Here is a 20,956-nt window from a genome sequence, read left to right as displayed (position 1 = left end):
TTATACGCGCCACTCGCGTAATGTTGCTCATAGCTGTGGCTATAGTCTTGGATAGGCTGATGATTGTGACGCTTGCGCAGGCGTTAACATTGACATAGATACCTCGATTCTTTGTGGCTGGAAAGGCAACTCCTTTCGATAAGCTAAGAATACGCTCCGAAAGCACACACTTGAAATTATCACTTTCCATTATTATGATAACTTTAAATAATCATAATAAGCTAACCCTTTATGCTAAACCCACTCTGGCTCAATACCTTCAAAACCTTAATAGAGGTTGGCCATTTCACCCAAACGGCAGAGAAACTTCACATGACACAGCCCGGTGTCAGCCAACAGATACAAAAGTTGGAAAACGCCTGTGGCCACGGCCTGATCAAGCGAGAGAAGAAGAGTTTTGAGCTCACCGAGCAGGGAAGGTTAGTGTATGAATATGCGCTGAAGCTCGCCGAAGGTGAAGCTAACCTGATAGAGACGCTCGGCTTCGATAACCCCTACTCGGGACAATGTAAGATCTCTTGTTCGGGCTCTCTGGCTTTGCAGCTGTATCCGGCACTTCTTTCACTGCAGCAGCAACACCCCGAATTGAGCATTCAGCTGGAAGCCGCACCTAATCAGAACATTTTGCATGATCTACAATCCGGAGAGATCGACTTAGGCATAGTGACCCACATCCCTGCGAGCAGCCTCTATCAAAGCAGCCACATAGGTGAGGAGACCCTATGTTTGGTGTTACCTAAGCAGTATGCAGATAAAAAAATCACCCCTGAATTACTCATCGAGTGTGGATTAATCGACCATCCGGATGCGAAACATTACCTGTCACTTTATTTCGAACTCGGCGGAGATAAAGCGTTAGCCGAACTCAGCTCAGATAAGCTACCTAAGTCCGGCTATATCAATCAGGTCAACCAGATACTACTTCCCGTTGCGAAAGGACTCGGCTTTACCGTGCTGCCCGAAAGTGCGGTAAAAAACTTCCCTCTCAGAGACAAGCTCTATATTGCTTACGCGGCCAAGCAGGTGAAAGAGACCCTTTATCTGGTGCAGAAACGTAACCGAAATTTACCCAGTCGCTACCAAACGGTGAGCCAACTGCTGCACGACACGATCTTGCCCCATTAGGGTATGCCTCCCCCGAGGTGCCGTCTCTTCGAGTTATTAACGATGAACATCGACCACCGCTTCTGCAGGTTCATTTTGATAACGCTCAAACATCTCCTCAAGTGACTCACTGGGAGCTGAAAACCCTTTATCAACCAGAAACTCTTCATTGTAGAGTTTAGAGGAGGAACGTTCGGCAAGATCGCAGCAAAACGTCACAATAGTCTTGCCCGCGCCCATTTTTGCCGCGGCGTAAAGCGCTCCAGCTACATTCAGCGCCGAGCTACTGCCCAAAGCAATACCATCGAGCTCCCTAACGTGGCGTGCAATGGCGATAAGGTCCCTGTCTGGCAGGGTAATAGCCTTATCCACCTTAGCCTGGCGGAAATTTTCGACGCTGCGCATGATACCTATCCCTTCAGTAAAGGAGTTGCCGCTGGACACGTACTTGCCGGTTTTAAGGTAGGCGTAGATCCCCGAGCCGTCGGGGTCCACCAGCCAGGTTTTCAATCCATGATACATTTGGGACAGATAACATGAGTTTCCGGCAATGGTACCTCCGGTCCCGGCCACTGAGACTAATGCATCTATTTCTCCCTGAGTCTGCTGCCAGATCTCCGGTCCGGTGTGCTCATAATGCGCCTTACTGTTACTGGTATTTTCAAACTGATCGGCCCACCAGTAGTTATCGTTTCCCTCGGCAATGCGTTTCGCTGTGTGATAAAAGTGATTGGGGTTTGCGAAGGGACAGGCGTCAACCAGCAACAGCTCTGCACCATACAGGTTAATCATCTGCTCTTTTTCGGGGGCCTGGCCCCTAGGCATGACCACCAGCATCTTAAACCTGAGCGCCTTAGCCACCAACGCCAGCCCGATACCGGTATTCCCCGCCGTCCCCTCGACTATGGTCATACCCGGTTTAAGCTTCCCGCTGAAAATCGCGTCCTGAACCATCTGCAGTGCCGCGCGATCTTTAATCGAACCGCCGGGGTTCTGCTGCTCGCACTTTAATAATATTTCACAGCCAGTCAGATCTGAAATGCTGTTGATACGCAGCAGATCCGTGTTTCCGATAAGCTGGGTGACATTTCTCAAAACAGGTGAAAGTGCGGGGGAAAGCCCGGGTGAACGCTCTTGTGAATGTGGAGAAGATTTCATAACCTGATGAATCCTTTGCCTACAATAACTTAAATACTAGGCAGAGATGCCGTTAAAGCAAGTTGTATCACCTATGAGCAAATTGTTCTTCTCTCCCAAAAAATAGAGCAATCTATTTCGTCCCCCCACAGTCTTCACAGTCTTGTAATCGTTATCCCCATAAAGTGAACTTTGGCGGGATTAGCACCATGTGGCACTGATAAACATGGTTTACTGGCCAACCTGCCCATGATGATCATATTCATCGCCTTTACCTCTCAATCTATCGACAGTTTTCTATGGGTGGCGTTAAGCATCGCCATCGGTGATATCTACTATTTCAAATATAGATCTCACCAAGCTAAGGAAACGTAGCGAGAGGGGAAACAGCACCTCAGGTCCGTAAAAGCCAATACTAGATGCAACGCTAAAAAGCAGCACTAAAACTAACACGAAATGCAAGCAAGCCCCCCACAAAAGCCCCTTACCATACGCCACAAAAATGACACCATAGCAAAGCAAAAAACAAACCGCTGCCACACAAAATCCAAACATAACACCATACTTATTAAAGGGTTTACCCCAATTGACACTGCGAATGGATGCAAGTGTAAATACTTTAAGAAACATCAGACTTAAGCTTTCTATCTTTGATAGATTGCTCGCCTTCAACTCTAAGGGGAGATATGATGAAATTTAAAATATTTGCTGCGATAGCGGCCTTGAGTCTGACTCAATGTACAAGTTTAAACCTGGAACAATGTAAACATTCCGACTGGTACTCCTTAGGCATGACCGACGGAAACAGCGGATCGGCATCTTCAACTCTAAATGGATACATAGAGGATTGTCGCGAATTTGGTCTGGGCGTGAATACCGAGCAGTGGACTGCCGGTTACCGGGCGGGACTTGAGAACTACTGTCAACCAGAAAATGGTTACAAACTCGGCTTACAGGGCTCTTACTACAACGGGGTCTGTTCAAATAACAAGTTCATCAAACGCTACAACGAAGGCCATCGTCAGTTTGAGATCAAAAATAAAATATCTAAAATTCAATCCCGGCTCAAAGATATCGAGCGCGAACTTACAGAGGTCAACAAGAAGATCAATGCCAAGCAAGATGTGGCGAGCAATAAAGAAGATAAAAAAAGCCTTAAGAACGAAAGGCATGATCTGGAAAAAGAGTTGATGCTGTTACGCATCGGCGCCGCCGATATCCTCCCCATCCAGCTCCTGTTTTAGGCTCATGCTATCGAACTAAACCAGAGATAAAACCAGGAGTAACGGGGTCAAATATTGTGAAGAGATTAACCATCTGCTCAGCCCCGTTTTTCACCTTTCCCTCTCACCTTTCGCAATAAAAAATACAACCTAATCCTTTGTTGTATGTCACTCGCCCAGCAGATCCCGTAGCTGCTGCTCGGCTATTTCGGCAGGAGTCTTCTCTCTATCTTTGTCTTTATCTTCTGCTCCGGTCGAGGAAGTGTCGCCAAACAGTTCTGCAAACTCGGCCAGAGCCTGCTCGTTGGCATCAGGAACGTCAGAAGCAGCCCCCTTAGCGGAAGGTTTAAAGTAATCACAAAAATTAGCCCGTTCACGGTCCGATATCCACTCGGCCCGCTCCTCCTTGCAGTCGCCTCTGCCTGAGTCGTTGAAGAAGACACACATCTTGCACACGTGTTGATCTGCCCCACAAGCCTCACACTCCTCGCGCCGGGACATAGGCAAAATTATCTCCTCCAGCACCTTACCGCAATGCCAGCATATGAATTGATCACTCATTCTTATCACCTGTTGAGAGTAGCAGACCCAAAAATCATAGCCGATATCCCCCCATAAAATCGACTCTTTATTCTTAGGCACTCCGCACTCCCCTATCCGACCTCTATTTTGTATGTGTGATAGAATCACCGCCTGTTTAACTTCAAAATCATACAAGGTAGTGCAGTGAATCCAATTCTTGCGATCTTAAAAGAACACAATGTCAGTGACACACAAATTAATGAGCTGTTTCAGACTTTGACCGAAAACCCTTTGATGGCGATGGGCACAATCGGCCAGTTAGGCATTCCTCCGGAAAAGCTTCAACAGCTAATGGCGCTGGTCATGCAAAACCCAGCCCTGATAAAGGAAGCCGTAGAAGAACTGGGCTTAGATTTTTCTAAAGTTGAAGCCGCCAAGGCTCAGCTACAACAATAAGCCCCTTATTGTATAAATAAGCTGATATAAATCAGCTGAATTTGGGGCAAAGTCTGCCCCAAATTCGAGTTAACCTATCCTAACATCCTCTAGTCACTCAATCTCTTGCTCGAGAAGTCTCATCATATAAAACCTCTTTATGCCGTCAAAGGTCACTGCCGCGTTTACACAGGTTCACAACACAACCGGCCTGGGTAATAAGAGGGTAAACACTCTGGTGATAAAGGCGTATGATAAAAATGACTAAAAACTGAAAGCAGCGATGGAACTGACTATGGGACAAACAGCAATAGTACTGGGCGCAACCGGCGTAGTAGGCCGTGAACTGGTCGAGCAGCTAAGTCTGGTACCTCAGATAGATGAGGTTATCGCCATCACCCGCAGGCCGATTACGCTCGATAGAAATAATAGCGCTTCTGATAAGATCACGAATCATGTGGTTAACTTCGAGCGATTAGAAGAATATGCCGATGCCTTTAAGGCTGATATGCTTTTCTCCTGCTTAGGCACCACATTGAAACTCGCCGGCTCCATCGAACGGCAACGTCTTGTCGATCTAGACTATCAATACCGGGCCGCAAAACTTGCCTTAAACAATGGCGTAAGCCACTACTTGCTGGTCTCATCCAGCGCTGCCAACCCTGACAGCAATAGCGCCTACCTGAAGATGAAAGGTGAGCTGGAAGCAAAGATCACCGCCCTCAACTTCCCCCAAACCAGCATCATTCAACCCTCACTGTTATTAGGCGAGCGACAAGACTTTCGATTCGGCGAAAAACTCGCAAGCACCCTACTCCCATTCCTGTGCAAGCTCCCGGGGCTCACAAAATATCGCCCCATCACAGGCAAGCAAGTCGCCACCAAGATGTGCCAAATCGCGATTCAAGAGGCGAGTCCCGCTGTAGATAGCAGTCCAAGAGATATCAGCCCAGTAAACAGCAAGGTCCAATATTACCGACTCAATGAACTATTTGATTAATAATAAAAAGTTTAAAAGTTAAACCCTCCACAACCCGTTAACATTTTATTAATAATTTATGACGGCAGCGTCGGTATAGGTTATAATGTGTTCGAAAAATTCACGCTGACGACTTTAGTTCTTTTGCTTGATAGCTTGATTGTTGGCTAGGGTGATTGAGAGCATATCCAGCTTTAATTAGCGCTTTAGGGAATTGCCCTAAGGACATCTCTACAGCTTCCACATCTCTACAGTTTCCACATCTCTACAGTTTCCACATCTCTACAGTTTCCACATCTCTACAGTTTCCACATCTCTACAGTTTCCACATTTCTACAGTTTCCACATCTCTACAGTTTCCACATTTTCATATTTTCAAAGGATTGTTTTTCATGACGTTTTGAATAAGAACCAAAATATTTAAAGGGAGAAAAAATGAAAATCACCATAATTGGAGCTGGTAATGCTGGTTCTGCTTGTGCGTTTATGGCTGCTGAGGCAGGACATAAAGTAAGACTATTGAAGACTTCGAACCGTATTACTCATGATGACCATTTTGAAGCGATGGTAAAAAACAGGGGAATATATTGTATCGATAATACGAAAAAAGGGCATTTTACAGATAGTGCTGATGATGCCGAAAAAACCTTTCAACCATTAGAATTAATTACACGAGACCCTAAAGAAGCGATTGAGGGGACCGATGTAATCATGATTTTTATTCAAACCACATACCATCCGGCTTTAGCGGAAAGAATCGCGAAATACTTCACAGATGATCAATTAGTTATCTTAGTTCCCGGGTATGCAGGCAGTATCTTCTATAATAAATGTTGCGATAATAATCCAATATTTGCAGAAGGGGAATCAACCCCTAATGACGCAAGAGTCGTTGAACCTGGCACGGTAAAAGTCCTGTTTAAAAATGCCAGAAATTCACTGTCATTTTTCCCCGCCACAAGAACGGCAGAAGGAATGGCCGTTGCATCCCGCTTGTTCCCTGCCTACAACATTGAAAAGAGCAAAGTTCGGAAAAATATATTCGAATCGGCACTACACAATCCAAATATTATTGTTCACACAATCGGGCAGTATGTTATGTATCCGATGCTTGAGTATTGTGCAAAGCATCACCCTGATGAAGTGCCATATATGTACAGAGATGCTCTTTCAACTGACATGGCATGGCTAATGATAGATAAATTAGACGCTGAAAAAATGGCGGTGTTAAATGCTCTGGGATGTGAGCCCATTCCTTATCTGGAAGCATGTTTATTTAGAAATGAAGAAGATCTTAACCAAGATCCCAGAGAAGTTTTTGAAAGCTATAAAATCTCATCACCTCCGGGCCCTTATAGTTTCGATAATAGATACGTAACTGAAGATGTTCCTATGGGGCTGGTTTTATTATCATCATTAGGTGAAAAGTTAGGTATTAACATGCCTGAATGTAATCGTTTAATCGAGATGTGTGGCGGTATTTTAGAAAGAGATTTTTATGAAGAGGGCAGAACGTTAGCTTCGTTAGGGTTAGATGAACTAACGAGGGAGGAGTTATTGCACTTTGTAGAGATAAAGAAAGTCGGGAACGACCACTTTAACCGTTCCAGTGTTAGCACTGAGCACTAGCTCTGATTATTAGTGCAGAGCATTAAATTTTAGGCTTAAAATGTGAGGGGCAGGAAGGAGGAATAAAGTTTACTCTGCCCCCGCTAATCACCCCATTTAAAAATTCTACTACACACCACCAAATGTTCTTATCCATATGAAAAGTAGGGAATATACAGGCGATTACTATTGAGGTTGGTTGACTTAAAGGCTTAGCTATATACACTAAGTCTCATGGAGTTTTATTGTATATAGGAAGTATTATGGTAAGTGGATTACTCGGTGAACGGAAGCGATTTACGATTAGGTTCACGGTTGTAGGCATCTTCATTTTAGCCACCTTTTTAACTGCGGCCATCGCTATTGGTTTGCAGTTCTATTTTAGTAAGAGCCTTACCACCGAATCTACGCTTCAATACTACGATCAAGCGGCAGACAACACCAGCAGCTACCTTACTCAGATTGATACCCAAGCCAAGAATGTCACTAAGCTATTAGCAAGTTTCGATAACTTGGTTGTCGAGGAAAACTTTAATAACGACTCTATACAGACCTTCGCAGAAGTTATGCGCTCAACCCCGCTGTTTTATGCCATCTATGTTGGTCTTGAGAATGGGGATTTCTATGAGCTTATTAATCTCGACGCCCATCCTATTATTCGCACACAACTTCAGGCCTCACATCAAGACCGTTGGGTTTCCATCACTATTAGTGGAGAAGGCGAGCAAAGAAAACAGTTATATCAATACTTAAATAAAGATTTTAACGTTAGGACAGCTAGATCGCAGCCAAGTGAGTATGACGCAAGCCAGAGGCCCTGGTTCATCGATGCGACCGAACAAACGGTAAGTAAAACTGAACCCTATCTATTTCAGCATCTACAGGCTCCGGGGCAAACCTATTCGCTAAAGTTACCCGAAACCGGCGCAGTTTTGGCCGTTGATATCGCACTGTCGACATTAAATGAACATTTGATTACTCAAGGCGCTGGCCAGTCTCTCGGCGAGATCTACCTCTACAAGGCCAGTGGCGAGTTAATTGCCTCTAATAGTCAGACGCAACCACAGGTTATGCTCCCTAACGGACTCCCACTGCCATTAACACCTACTCAGCGTAAATTAGTCGATAATACCCCTGAACTCATCATATCTAATGAGACAGATTGGGCCCCCATCGATTTTGCTATCTCCGGACTACCTCAGGGTTACAGCATCGACGTGATTAATATCGTGGCCAAGATGACAGGGTTAGAGTTTAACTTTGTGAATGGTTTTACCTGGAATGAACTGGTCGACAGGTATCAAAGAGAAGATATCGACATACTGCAGTCGATCATACGAACCGATAGCAATGAAGCATTAGGAACCTTCACCGATCCCTTTCTTGACCTGAGTTATGCTGTAGTCACACGTCCTGATGTGGAAACGATAACTGACTTAGCGCAGTTAAAAGGTAAGCGGTTAGCTATCCCCACAGGCTGGTCGGTCATCTCGGTTGTTAAGCAAGAGTTTCCCGATATAGAGGTAGTCGAGTTGGCGTCGACTCAGGCAATCCTGCAGGCCGTTGAAAATGGTGATGTATATGGGGCATTAGATAATAGCATCATCTTGCACTATACCGCGCAAAGCTATTTTATTGATGAGCTGAAGTACCATGAGCCGGTCGGGCTTGGCGTCGAGGTACCCACTGGATTACATATGGTGATGCAGGGGAAAAATAAGCCATTAGCCAGCATCATTAACCAAGCACTGGCAAATATCACTCCAGAGCAAAGAGCTGCTCTTGAGAAAAAATGGTTTGCGAGAGGGGAGCTACAAAGCTTGACCACTCAAGGGACGGTACCTTATGAGCTTCTGGTGGATATGGCCGCCGATCCCAAGCTTCAGAACCAGCTAATTCGAACCGAACTAAACGGGTTTGATCAGTTTATCTATGTCACCTCGTTTGGAGATAGCAAAAATGAATTGATGCAAGATAAGTTTGCGATAATCGTTCCTGCAGAAGTGTTATTGGCATCGAGCAACAGTAAAGTACAGAAGTCGATACTGATAACTATTGGCTGTCTACTACTGATTTTGCCGGTATCCTGGGTGTTTGCCTCACCGATTATTCGTCCTATTAAGGCACTGGGAATCGAGAATGAAAAAATCAAAAATCGCCGTTATAAAGAGGTGGTAAAGGTTGACACCTACATTGAGGAGATTGATGATTTAGCTAGCTCTATGGTTGAGATGTCCTCCGCTATTGAGCAGTATGAGGAGGAGCAGAAGCAGTTAATGGAGGCGTTTATTCGCCTGATAGCACAAGCGATCGATGATAAATCTCCCTATACCGCAGGGCATTGTAATCGAGTCCCCGAACTAGGCCTTATGCTGGTCGAAGCCGCATCCAAATCTGATCTGCCGCCATTTAAAGATTTTGCGTTAAAAACGGAAGATGAGCAGCGCGAGTTCAGAATAGCCGCTTGGTTACACGATTGCGGCAAGATCACCACGCCAGAGCATATTGTTGATAAAGGTAGTAAATTAGAAGCTATCTATAACCGCATTCATGAGGTCCGAATGCGCTTTGAGGTGTTATGGCGAGACGCGGAAATTGAACAGCTAAAGCAATCGGCGCAAGCCCCTGAAAATGCAGAGCAGCTTAAAGCCGAGTCAGAGAAGAAACAGCAACAGCTAACCGAAGACTTCGCATTTATCGCCAATGCCAACGTAGGCGGTGAGTTCATGAGCCAAGAACATGTCGACCGCTTACATCAGTTGGCAGAAAAGACGTGGTTACGTTACTTCGATGATCGACTCGGCTTGTCGCCAGTTGAGGAACTTAACCAACCTGAAGAGGCAGCCCAACTGCCGGTAGCTGAGCCGCTGTTGAGCAATAAACCACATCATATAATCAAACGAGATTTTCCGGTGCAGTTTGATGAGAAGTTCGGCATCAAGATGGATATTCCTGAGCATAGATACAACCAGGGCGAGTTACATAACTTGGCGATATCTCGTGGAACCTTGACGACTGAGGATAGATTTAAGATTAATGAGCACATCACCAGTACCATCAAGATGCTGGAGAACTTGCCATTCCCGCCAGAGTTAGCAAAGGTTCCCCGTTATGCTTCTACCCACCATGAAACCTTAAAAGGTAGCGGTTATCCACGTAAGTTATCGGCTGAAGACCTCTCTATTCCTGAACGCATCTTAGTGGTTGCGGATATCTTTGAGGCGTTAACAGCGGCAGACAGGCCCTACAAGAAGGCGAAGCCAGTCAGCGTAGCGGTGGATATATTGCACAAGATGGCATTAGACCAACACTTAGATATCGAGATATTTAAGCTGTTCTTGTCCAGTGGCATCTACCTTGAGTATGCCCACAAATTCCTCGATCCCAAACAGATCGATGCAGTCGATGTATCTAAGTACCTTTAATCACCAATCTGGAAGTTAGCTCGCTAACTTCCAGATTCATTGAGTGTACTTTGCAATTGGAATAGGTGGGTCATAGAAGGGCTTCGCGGCCCTTTATTAAACCATAGTCGCGTAGACCCCACATGGTCGTTCTCATGCATCTAACCCGTAGGGATATGAAGTAAATGTCCTCGATTTTTTTGTGAGGCTAAATAAATGGAATATCTGAGACAGATGTAGCCGCTTAAGGAGCCTGATGGCGGTTGATGCCAAGGCATTTTTTGGTCCAAATACACGGGTGAAATTTCTGTTAATCTGGGTGGGATCAATATCCGGCGGCAAGTTCCTGGCTATGATATGCCCATCAAGGCGCGAGTGTATCGCCAGAAGATTAATTTCGTCAACACTAAGTCGAAGTAAGTCACATCAGGTCAAATAGGCTGACTTTTTACAAATTTGGAGTGTCAAAATGAACAAAGCTAGCCTTTGGGTCCTCGCCATGACTTGCAGTCTGTCAGCCTCCCTGTATGTTGCGGATTCGCAGGCTAAGACCGAGGGAGAAGCGACGGGGCCGACGCCGCTGGTGTTTAACAAAAACCGAGCGTGGAATCCAAAAGTTGTGATCTGGCAAGACAGTTACTGGCAGTGCGCCAAGTACAGTGACGACGGCAGCTGTCACAGCGTCGAAGCTGCCAGGGACCCCAAGGAAAGCACCTTCGGTGACATTGACTTGCTAGTTATCAATGATGGATATGTGTGTGAGGTTTTCTTTGAGAATGATTTCCGCCAGACCTTGAGCCTAGCCGACTTCGACCGCTACGCCAGTATCATGACAGAGCGCAAGTTATGGAATGAAACAGATATTCAGGCGGTACGCCGCGGTGAGCCCCTTGTCGGCATGAGCATGTGCGGGGTGCAATCTTTAATGGGGACGGATGCCAGCGACGGCTACGCCAGCGAAAATGAAGACGGCACCATGGGCTCATGGGCCGAGTACCAAACCAATGGCACCCAAATAGCATTCTATTTTACCGACCGTATACTCAGCAGTTTTGATATTAAAGACTGGTATATCGACAAGGATGGCAGAGTTGTCGATAAGGCTGATTTTGACAAACAGCAACAAGCGACAAAGCCTGAGTCACGTTCTTCCAGCCAACAGGAGGCTCCGACAGTTCAGGAGCCGGTTATTGCGGGCCAGAATACTGTCTCCCCTGAGACTCCGCCAGATGACGATGAAAACTGGTTAGCCGAATTTGACGATATTCTAGGCAGTGATAACGAGCCTATGTCGGCCGAAGAAAAGGCCACGTTGAATGCTTATCTGACCACCATAATGGATAAGGATAAACTCAGGCGTGAGCAACAACGACAACAGAAATTCGGCGATGTTAGTGTCAGTGAATATAATGTCAATTGCATGAGCGCCCATCGCAATCATTTTCACAGTTTGAACTTCTATCCCAAGGGAGCTCGCTTTTCCATGGGCGAAACCGAGTTTAAGCAAGCTTCGCAGTTTATGCTGAGTCAGAAATTGTGGAACAGCATAGATGCAGACGCTATCTTAGAAGGAAAGTCGTCTAGAGGCATGACGGCTTGTGGCGTACGGGTGTTAATGGGCAATCTTTGTGACGGCACGGGTTTTGACCGCAGAGGATCTGACTTCGGCACTATCCAGTGTGATATTGCCGAGGGTAAAACCCTTGAATATCATTTTACCCAAGGGATCTTGCAAGAAGTGTGGCGCAAATAAAATGGCCGCCCGGGAGTAACAATAATCAAACCGATTAAAGACGCCTGCGAAAGACAACATTACGGATATTAACGACCAAAAAGGGTCAGGTAAAAAGAACTCTGACCCACTCATTCATTAGTTGTTTATCTACTCAGGTAAGGGTAAGAACAGCTCTTTCGCAATATGATGAACCATCCCTTGAACCTGTTGCTTCAATTTCTCCCCGACTAAATTGTGATTACCTGTATGAAAGGGGGGCTGAGGATCATATTCCAGCAGCAACTCCATGGTCTTGGCGTGCTGCTCTCCCGCGATTTCAGCTATCAAAGTCAAAGCAAAATCCAAACCTGCTGTGATCCCTCCACCACTGATCCGATTACGATCTTTAACGATACGTTGATTGACGTAACTGACACTCTTATAACGCTTGAGCGGCTCAGCATAAGCCCAGTGCACTGTAGATTGGTAGCCATCTAACAAGCCAGTTTCAGCCAGGATAAGGGCTCCGGTACAAACAGATGTCACGTACTTAGCCTGCTCTCCTGCACTGCGCAGAAAACTAATGACTTGCTCATCTTGTATCTGCTCAATCGGATTAGCACCACCGGGAACGATTAGCACATCGAGTTGTGGACAATCCGCAAAGCCATAGTTTGGCAACAGCGCTACATTGGCATCACAGGGTAATGGGTCTGCGGATTTGGCAAAGGTGAAAGTGTTAAACAACCGGCTAACGGCCAACACCTGCAATGGCCCGTATGCATCTAACATGGTCATACCGGGGAAAAGAAAAATACCGATATTCAGCTTTTCAGGATCTAAACTAGCGACGCTAGGAGAGGTTTGCTCTTTTGATTGTGCCATTGCACTTGATCCTAAAAGGCTGGTGCAGGAAGCCGCTATCAAGCTGGTTTTAACAAAACTACGACGATTCATTGATGAGTTCATGGAATATTCCAATACTGAGTGTTGATGACCCTATATTGGTGGCTCGCGTTATGGTTAGACAGGAACAAAATTACAGATAAGTGCCAGATGGAACGATTTACCCTAAAGGTTCCGTTTGGTCAGTTTGACTCCCCCTATAGGTTGCCTAAGCAGTATGACCCCCTATACTGAAGACTTCCTGATACTATTATAATTTCATCGATATCTGAGCCTACCTATGTCTGAGCCCGCCAAAATCAACCGCAGTCGCAGCCGCATACAGCAGGCCTTGGCTGGGCTGCTAAAAGATAAAGACTATTGCGATATAACAGTGGCGGAGTTGATTGAAAAAGCTGATGTGGGGAAAACCACCTTTTACCGCCACTATGAGCGTAAGCTGGATGTTTTTCTGGCAATGCACGATACACTCTTCGACACGCTTTTACAGGATTTAACCGTTCGAGAGGATTGGCTTAGCTTGACCCCTCGCCCCTCAGTTATCGCCATGCTGAGCAGAATTAGCGCGCAGAGTAGCTTCCGTCGTTCTGTCGCTTATAAGCTGGGCAATGATGCGCCGCAGGCGCATCGTCAATTGAAGTGCAACCTAACAGCACTCATCGAACAACGACTTACCTCGGCATTTGATACTGATGATTTCATCATACCGCTACCCAGTTTGGCCAGCACTATGGCTGCCATATACCTGGATTTCATCACCCAGCTCTTTAATGATTCTTTAACCTCTTCAGTAGAGGAAAAAGCCACCTCTTTACAGCGTTTAACTCAAGCCAATCTAAGAGCGGCTATCGAAGATTAAAGAAACCATTAACGCAGCAAGCCAATACAGATTAATTATAGGGTCTGTCTTCGATACTAATTTTGGTGCTGTGGGGACGGGGCATAACGACCTCCGACTTCTACTAATAATCAAAGATTAGTTGGAGGAAGATAGGTATACCATTAGCAGTGGTTGGCCATGTTTGTTTTCTTTCTAAGTAAACTATGACTATATTTCATTGACGTACTAAGTACTGTTCAAGCTCAACAATGGGCAATGGTCAAGCTCAGAAAAACATGGATAGCTATGTCATTCTTCCAGAATAATTTACGGTTTCAGATAATATTCCCACTTTCACTTATTATGGCAGTTATGTTAGCTGTGCTTAGCTTTTCTATTCCAATACTGGTTGAAAGAAATGCAAAGCAACATGCGATACATACAGCGCTGAACTCCTTAAAACAACTGAAAGTATTACGTGCTTATTACACCAAGAACATAGTTAAGAAAGTGCAAGATATTGGTGTATTAACACCGGCAATTAAACACTTAGGCGAGCCTGATAAAATTCCTCTGCCAGCAACAATGATTCACGATTTGAGCCAATTGTTTGATGAAAATGGGAGTAAATTGAGTTTATACAGTGCTTACCCATTTCCTAACCGTCAACATATTACACTTGACCCTTTTCAACAAAAAGCTTGGTTAGAACTTAATGATAATCCGAGCCAAATAATTAGTGCCGTAAATAATATAAATAGTCATACGATATTAAGAATCGCGATTTCTGATCAAATGCAAGTTCAAGCTTGTGTTGATTGTCATAATAACCATCCACTAACGCCTAAAGCTGACTGGCAGATAGGTGATGTGCGTGGCGTATTAGAGATGAGTATAGATATTTCATCACAGCTTGCCTTAGCAAATACATTAAGTTTATGGATAATTTCATGCATGCTCATTGCATGTATATTACTGATCATACTCTTTTATTTTTTAACGGGAAAAATAACTGAACAAGTGAGTAATATCTCCCAAGGCATGATTTCTCTTGGTAAAGGCAATTATGAAATAGAGATCCCCCAAGACTCTACCACCTTAGAAATCCATCAAATGTACACGGCATTTAAACTGTTCAAAACTGCGCTATTAGAACGTCAAGCTCTTGAAAATCAGCAACAAGTATTTGAAACAGAAAAAGTCAATTCATTGGGTAGAATGGTAGCCAGCATTGCTCATGATGTGAATACCCCCATAGGTATTAGCGTTACCGCAACGGGCTTTTTGCAAGATGAAATTGAACTATTAGCCAAGAAGTTTGCCTCTGGGGAGTTAAATGAAGAGGACTTTGAGAGCTTTTTAGCATCGAGTCAAAGTTCAATGACAATTTTAACTCGAAATTTATCTTCAGCGGCAGATCTCATTCGCAGCTTTAAACAAGTATCGGTTGATCAGATGAGTGAACAAGCGCGAGAAGTATTGATATCCGAATACTTCAAAGAGGTCATTCACAGCATGTTGCCTAAAACCAAAAGAGCACAAGTGACGGTTGATTTAGACTGTGTTGAGGATCGCGCTTGCTTTATTTTCCCGGGGTTATTATCTCAAGTGATAACTAACTTGATAAACAACTCCATTATCCACGGCTTTGCAGAACAAAATGGTGGCTCGATTACGCTTGTTGTATCAGCACAGGAGAATGAAGTTGGCATACACTATAGTGATAATGGTATTGGTATTGCCGATGATATTCTGCCAAAGGTGATGGAGCCCTTTTTCACCACAAAGAGAGATGAAGGAGGCAGCGGGCTAGGATTAAGTATTATTCACAATATCGTCACTCAAAAACTCAATGGTCATATCAAGCTCACCAGTGGGCTCGGTAAAGGACTAACAGTGGATATTTCTTTTCCCGTTTTACAAGCAGCTAATTGATACCATAATATTGTGCATGGCACCGTTGATTCCCAAAATGGACGGTGATGGCGACGGCATCCCCTGCGAAAGACAACATTGCGGCTATTCGCGAGCAAAAAGGTCAGGTAAAACGTTTACTATTCCTCCACTTATTGACCCCATTCATTGCCACTTATTGAGTATAAATCGCAAATAATAGACTTGTTGTTGATGCGTTCTATACTTTCATCAGTATTAATGCGGTTGGCACAAACTCATCATCACTGACACTTAATGTCTCACAAATGGCTTCGCACCAAAACAGGTACCGAATAGGGATAAACAGAATAGGGATAAACTGAAATGAAACGTGAATTGAATATGGCCGTCACAATCTTGTTAAGTCTTTCTTTGTTCGGTTCACTGGCATTTGCCAGTGGCGGTGGATCAGTTATAGCTGCCAAACCTTTAGGTGTTGAGAAAGATGCGACAAGCTTTACTCAGAAGATCAACACAGATCTGCTCAAAGTACTACCGTTCAAAGACTCTCGCGATTTTAAAAACGCACAAAAGGGGTTTATCGCTCGTGGAGAGGAGGTCATCAAGGATAAAGACGGAAACATCATATTCAGCACCAAGGAGTTTGACTTTATGCAGAACTTGAAAAAGAAAGCTCCTGCTACAGTCAACCCAAGCCTATGGCGTCAGATGCTTCTGGTGAATATTGCAGGGCTTTTCAAAGTTCACGACCACATCTATCAAGTTAGGAATTATGACCTTGCAAACCTGACTATCATCGAAGGGAAAAGTGGCCTGATCATTATGGATCCGCTTGTTTCGGCAGAAGCGGCCAAAGCAGCGCTTGATCTCTACTTTGAACACCGTCCGAAAAAACCAGTCAAAGCCGTGATCTATTCACATTCCCATGTTGATCATTTCGGTGGGGTACGCGGGATTGTGAATGACGACGATCTAAAAGCTGGAAAGGTTAAAATTTTTGCACCTTACGATTTTATGGAAAATGCCATTGCTGAGAACGTTATGGCGGGTAATGCTATGAGTCGCCGGGCCTCTTACATGTATGGCAACGTACTTCCAAAAGATGTTAAAGGTAATATCGGAGCTGGCCTGGGTACCACAACCTCTGCAGGAACAGTCACACTGATTGCGCCGACAAATATCATCAAAGAAGATTGGGAAGATCATGTTATAGACGGACTCCATTTTGAATTTCAGTTGACACTGAATACGGAAGCGCCATCTGAAATGCATTACTACATCAAAGAGTATCGTGCATTATGCCCTGCTGAAAACGTCAACCACACCATGCATAACCTCTACACCCTGCGCGGGGCAAAAGTACGAGACTCAAAAGTTTGGGCTAAACATATTGATAATATGCTGTTGAAATGGGGGGATAAATCTGACGTACTTTTTGCACCACACCACTGGCCTAGCTGGGGCACTCAAGATATTAAAAAGCATGTTGCTCAACAACGTGATACTTACAAATTCCTCCACGATCAGGTACTCCGTTTAGCAAATCACGGCTATACCATGGATGAAATTGGCGATATGGTAAAACTGCCTGCCGAGCTTGATAATAACTGGGCAAGCCATGGCTACTACGGTAGCATCAGCCACAATGCACGTGCGATCTACAACTTCTATCTGGGCTATTTTGACGGAAATCCAGCTCATCTCCATAAGCTTCCACCAGAGCCTGCGGCTAAAAAATATGTCGAGTTTATGGGAGGCGCTGATAACGTTATTAAACAGGCCCAAAATACTTATGCTAAGGGCGAATATCGTTGGACTGCTGAGGTGTTAAGCCATGTAGTCTTTGCCGATCCAGACAACCAGCAAGCAAAAGTTCTCCTGGCTGATACTTTAGAACAGTTAGGATATGTTGCTGAATCCGGTCCATGGCGCAACTTTTATCTATCAGGTGCGCGCGAATTGCGTACAGGGGTCAAAGCGATGCCAACGCCAAATACCGCAAGCCCGGATATTGTTCAGAACATGTCTGCAACCATGTTGCTCGATTACATGGCGGTACGCCTGAATCCGGAGAAGGCCGTAGGTAAAAAGATGAAAATTGGATTTAACTTCACTGATACCAACGAGCTTTATACTTTGATATTACAGAACTCTACACTTAATAACCGTATTGGTCTTGATGATGACGCTGACACTACGATTATGACTACCCGTGTAACACTCGATAATATTATGCTGGGTAAGTTGACTGTTGCCGAAGGCGTGAAGAGCGGTGCAATAAAAGTTGAAGGCACCAAAGGTAAATTTAAAGAGCTTCAAGGTATGCTGGATGATTTTGAATTTTGGTTCAATATCGTAACTCCATAAGTAAATCTACAGCTAATCGGGTAGCTGGAGGTATCTAACCTCCAGCTTCCACATCACATTGAGCTTGGTTTTCTACAGTGTGGTTATCCCCCCCATCTATTCGAATATTAACAACCAAAAAGATCAGGTGAAAATTTTCTCAGCCCCTAATTATTGATCTAACTCCTAACTCCTAACGGCTTAAAACCTGACTAAAGCTAGATACCGTGGGGCTCGCAACGCATATTATGTTAAAATTGCCCTATCAGCTTTATGAATGTGCAACAGATCTCATTTGTTTGACTGAGCGTAGTGAAACCCAACTAATGAGGATACAAGATATGAGCAAGTTAAATGCCGAAGAGCGTAAAGCCCGAGATAACGAACGTTTTTCACAGCGAGTGGATGAGCGCAGGGTAAAGGGCGAAGATGTCGTTGCGTACGCACTTGCCAATAAGAAAGCCTTTAAGTTTCTGACTAAATCAGAGAAACACAGCCTTAAAGAAAGACAAGCAGCGCTTCTCGAAGAGGCGAACCTTAAAGCGAAAGAACAGCTTAAGCTTAAAGATGAGCAAGAATTAGAAAAGGTTCAAGCGGAGTTTACTGAACAGTAATATCTGATATCTGGGGTCAGAGTAAACTTTAGCGACTCCAAATACTGCCGCAGGTTACAACTAACCCCCACTGCAAAGCTCAATCACCTATGGTGATTGAGCTTATGAGCGAGAAGCTGGGATGCCGTAATATCTGGAAAAGTTTACTCTGCCCCCCACTTACCCCACGTTCTCTCCGCAAGACGAACTGTAATGATTAAGTTCGATAAGTCCTTGAAGTATGATGCCGTGATAACGGGCTTTAATTAATTGATAATCCATAGAGGGCGCAAAATAGTATGTCACCTCTTCAGCACCAGTTTGCTCAACAGGAATCAAGGTTAACTCCCCCCAAGGTTCTACGTTTGTTGTCAACTTATCTTGAACATAGAATTGATAACGCTCCATAGCATCTGAAGCCTGTCTGATCAGGGCAAATTGTTTGCGGCCTTGGAGCAGGTACTGACGCATTTGAATGGCCAGGGTGTCCACATCCCGCAGAGGTATATCGGCTGAGGCATAGCTTTCTATGTCACCATCAAGATCAACCCGGGACTCACGACCGTTATTGCTAAAGGTCGCCTGCATGTCTCTGGCGCGAAATCCGGTCACTTTTTGATGAAATTTATCAGTTACCCATTCATTCGTTGTGTTCGACCAGGATAGCTCAGCCCTCTGATTATATTGAGTACCGATACCTAAAATACTGGCTTCACTTTTTGAGGTAACCACCGCCGCTTCCCCAAGCCAAGCCTCCGTCCTGCTCATTGTTCCGGTATGAATACCACTGAGGTAAATATCGTAATTTGAACTGCGGCTACACTTCTCTATAGATTCAGAGGTGTCTTGTGCTTGAGATAGTTCTTGCTCTTGAGAAGGCGCATCTTGCTGCGACTTTGACTCGCTGGCAAATGCCATATTCGTTAGGGTTAGCGTTAACGCTAGCCCTAACACATTAGGCCGATAGGAAAATAAACGAGTCATGATCAGAATACTTCATTCACATTAAGGTAGAAGTTGGTTTCGTTTTCACCCACGCCCACATCGAGACGCAGATTGATATTGTCTTTTAATTTAAAACGGAAGCCAGTGCCATAAGAGGTTAATAGCTCCTCGCTAAGATCACTCACTTTGGGTGCTACGCTTCCTACCGCGCCCCAAAAGACCATGCCATAGCGTTGGAATATGGGTAAGCGATATTCAACTTGTCCCATCATCATCTGCTCATCACGATAGCGCCCTTTAATATATCCGCGCATCGCACTAGAACCACCAAGATCGGGTAGTAAGTTCCACGGCACATCACCATCGGTAAAATGTCCCTGCAGTTGCCATGCGATGACTCCCGGCGCAGAACTCAGAGCTGATGTTGAGCTCAAGTCAATATAGTTGGCTAGCTCAATATCATAAGTCGAAAAGCTGGAGTACTCGCTGTTTTGATACAGGCCGGCATCAATTTGAAATAACCAACCCTTAGTGGCATTTAATCGATAATCTCGCGAATCATAGACACTGGTAACCACCACACCCGAGCTGAAGTTGTTTGGCAAAATATCACCTGAATCCACAGGTACGCCCGTTTCCACCAACTCTAACTTTTCTGCACTGGCGTAAGTAAAATCGGCACCGACGCCTAGAAAATAATTATCGGCAACTTCAGTCATCCAGCGAGGCTTGAAACGGTATAACTGCTCTTCAAACTCATGGTGATTAATGTCTTGATCACCTTGCTCGATACCTTGGCCATAGTAAACCGCAGCTTCATTGTGTAACTCTAACCCCAGTAATAATCGCTGCTTGCCACCGTTGAAAAAAGTCATATTTTCAACTTCGACACCATAGGAGTTGTTCATCGATACAAACGAATTCAACACTAACGACGACGGCTGCTCTTCACTCGATGCACCATCGGTTTTATATAAACCCACCATCAACAGACCGACACCAAACTTCTTCTCTGGCGTGTAATACGCCGTTGGCAGGTAACTCATATCGATGGCTTTGCTTTGGTCAAACTCACCATCGGCACCAAACACTGACAAGATATCATCGACAAATGTCGGTTCCATGTTCTCAGGGGTTTCAATCAGAGGTTCAACAGCGACAGCCAGATTAGAAAAAGCGCACAGGGTTAACAATAAAAACCGTTTCATAAATACTCGAATCAGAACGAAGATAATGGGGATTAAGAGGCGATATTTTATTTAATAAGGATTAAACAAAGCCATAGAACTCGCCGAGCGGGCATTCTACCACTACAACAGTATTC

At 44.7% G+C, this 20,956-nt stretch carries 18 protein-coding genes; 13 read left to right on the top strand and 5 right to left on the bottom strand.

Going from position 1 to position 20,956, the window contains the following annotated elements; translation table 11 throughout:
• Nucleotides 1-231 precede the first annotated feature (231 nt).
• The gene (locus EKG38_RS01315; protein WP_126517954.1) at nucleotides 232-1,125 is read left to right on the top strand and encodes a LysR family transcriptional regulator; all 894 of its coding nucleotides are present in this window, start codon (nucleotides 232-234) and stop codon (nucleotides 1,123-1,125) included.
• A 36-nt stretch (nucleotides 1,126-1,161) separates the two neighbouring features.
• Here EKG38_RS01315 and EKG38_RS01310 read toward each other — a convergent pair whose 3' ends face one another.
• Complete coding sequence (locus tag EKG38_RS01310) at nucleotides 1,162-2,262, bottom strand: cysteine synthase A (protein ID WP_126517952.1); 1,101 nt, start codon at nucleotides 2,260-2,262, stop codon at nucleotides 1,162-1,164.
• Between the two features lie 171 nt (nucleotides 2,263-2,433).
• On the opposite strand from EKG38_RS01310, the gene EKG38_RS01305 reads away from it, so the two are divergent.
• Nucleotides 2,434-2,616, top strand: a complete 183-nt coding sequence (locus EKG38_RS01305) for a hypothetical protein (RefSeq protein ID WP_126517950.1) — start codon at nucleotides 2,434-2,436, stop codon at nucleotides 2,614-2,616.
• A 311-nt stretch (nucleotides 2,617-2,927) separates the two neighbouring features.
• Entirely contained in the window at nucleotides 2,928-3,485 is a 558-nt protein-coding gene (locus tag EKG38_RS01300) for a DUF2799 domain-containing protein (RefSeq protein ID WP_246033045.1), read from the top strand.
• A 147-nt stretch (nucleotides 3,486-3,632) separates the two neighbouring features.
• Here EKG38_RS01300 and EKG38_RS01295 read toward each other — a convergent pair whose 3' ends face one another.
• A complete protein-coding gene (locus tag EKG38_RS01295) occupies nucleotides 3,633-4,106 on the bottom strand; it encodes a hypothetical protein (protein WP_246033044.1) in 474 nt (157 codons plus the stop codon).
• Between the two features lie 84 nt (nucleotides 4,107-4,190).
• On the opposite strand from EKG38_RS01295, the gene EKG38_RS01290 reads away from it, so the two are divergent.
• The 5 genes from EKG38_RS01290 to EKG38_RS01270 all read left to right on the top strand — a co-directional run bounded on the left by EKG38_RS01290 (nucleotide 4,191) and on the right by EKG38_RS01270 (nucleotide 12,165).
• A complete protein-coding gene (locus tag EKG38_RS01290) occupies nucleotides 4,191-4,442 on the top strand; it encodes a DUF2999 family protein (protein WP_012141021.1) in 252 nt (83 codons plus the stop codon).
• Nucleotides 4,443-4,716: 274 nt separating this feature from the next.
• On the top strand, nucleotides 4,717-5,421 hold the full coding sequence (locus tag EKG38_RS01285) for an NAD(P)H-binding protein (RefSeq protein ID WP_126517948.1): 705 nt from the start codon (nucleotides 4,717-4,719) through the stop codon (nucleotides 5,419-5,421).
• Nucleotides 5,422-5,835: 414 nt separating this feature from the next.
• On the top strand, nucleotides 5,836-7,029 hold the full coding sequence (locus EKG38_RS01280) for an NAD/NADP-dependent octopine/nopaline dehydrogenase family protein (protein WP_126517946.1): 1,194 nt from the start codon (nucleotides 5,836-5,838) through the stop codon (nucleotides 7,027-7,029).
• A 242-nt stretch (nucleotides 7,030-7,271) separates the two neighbouring features.
• Complete coding sequence (locus tag EKG38_RS01275; RefSeq protein ID WP_126517944.1) at nucleotides 7,272-10,433, top strand: HD domain-containing phosphohydrolase; 3,162 nt, start codon at nucleotides 7,272-7,274, stop codon at nucleotides 10,431-10,433.
• Nucleotides 10,434-10,881: 448 nt separating this feature from the next.
• Entirely contained in the window at nucleotides 10,882-12,165 is a 1,284-nt protein-coding gene (locus EKG38_RS01270; RefSeq protein WP_126517942.1) for a hypothetical protein, read from the top strand.
• 129 nt (nucleotides 12,166-12,294) lie between these two features.
• Here the strand turns inward: EKG38_RS01270 and EKG38_RS01265 are convergent, their stop codons facing one another.
• A complete protein-coding gene (locus EKG38_RS01265) occupies nucleotides 12,295-13,011 on the bottom strand; it encodes a DJ-1/PfpI family protein (protein ID WP_126517941.1) in 717 nt (238 codons plus the stop codon).
• A 301-nt stretch (nucleotides 13,012-13,312) separates the two neighbouring features.
• On the opposite strand from EKG38_RS01265, the gene EKG38_RS01260 reads away from it, so the two are divergent.
• From EKG38_RS01260 to EKG38_RS01240, 5 genes are all read left to right on the top strand, one after another.
• On the top strand, nucleotides 13,313-13,891 hold the full coding sequence (locus tag EKG38_RS01260) for a TetR/AcrR family transcriptional regulator (RefSeq protein ID WP_126517939.1): 579 nt from the start codon (nucleotides 13,313-13,315) through the stop codon (nucleotides 13,889-13,891).
• A 267-nt stretch (nucleotides 13,892-14,158) separates the two neighbouring features.
• Nucleotides 14,159-15,787: an ATP-binding protein gene (locus EKG38_RS01255; protein ID WP_185826749.1), complete on the top strand. Its 1,629-nt coding sequence runs from the start codon at nucleotides 14,159-14,161 to the stop codon at nucleotides 15,785-15,787.
• A gap of 16 nt (nucleotides 15,788-15,803) precedes the next feature.
• Nucleotides 15,804-15,965, top strand: coding sequence for an excalibur calcium-binding domain-containing protein (locus EKG38_RS25425; RefSeq protein WP_126517935.1), 162 nt, complete (start codon nucleotides 15,804-15,806; stop codon nucleotides 15,963-15,965).
• Between the two features lie 146 nt (nucleotides 15,966-16,111).
• Entirely contained in the window at nucleotides 16,112-18,115 is a 2,004-nt protein-coding gene (locus tag EKG38_RS01245) for an alkyl/aryl-sulfatase (RefSeq protein ID WP_126517933.1), read from the top strand.
• Nucleotides 18,116-18,435: 320 nt separating this feature from the next.
• Nucleotides 18,436-18,708: a DNA polymerase III subunit epsilon gene (locus EKG38_RS01240; RefSeq protein WP_126517931.1), complete on the top strand. Its 273-nt coding sequence runs from the start codon at nucleotides 18,436-18,438 to the stop codon at nucleotides 18,706-18,708.
• Between the two features lie 159 nt (nucleotides 18,709-18,867).
• Here the strand turns inward: EKG38_RS01240 and EKG38_RS01235 are convergent, their stop codons facing one another.
• Nucleotides 18,868-19,671, bottom strand: a complete 804-nt coding sequence (locus tag EKG38_RS01235; RefSeq protein WP_185826748.1) for a hypothetical protein — start codon at nucleotides 19,669-19,671, stop codon at nucleotides 18,868-18,870.
• A gap of 2 nt (nucleotides 19,672-19,673) precedes the next feature.
• A complete protein-coding gene (locus tag EKG38_RS01230; protein WP_126517929.1) occupies nucleotides 19,674-20,840 on the bottom strand; it encodes a BamA/TamA family outer membrane protein in 1,167 nt (388 codons plus the stop codon).
• Between the last annotated feature and the right edge of the window lie 116 nt (nucleotides 20,841-20,956).

This window comes from Shewanella canadensis (assembly GCF_003966225.1).
Classification (GTDB): Bacteria; Pseudomonadota; Gammaproteobacteria; order Enterobacterales; family Shewanellaceae; genus Shewanella; species Shewanella canadensis.
The sequence above is the reverse complement of the archived record's forward strand: the minus strand, read 5'-3'. Positions and strand labels throughout refer to the sequence as shown.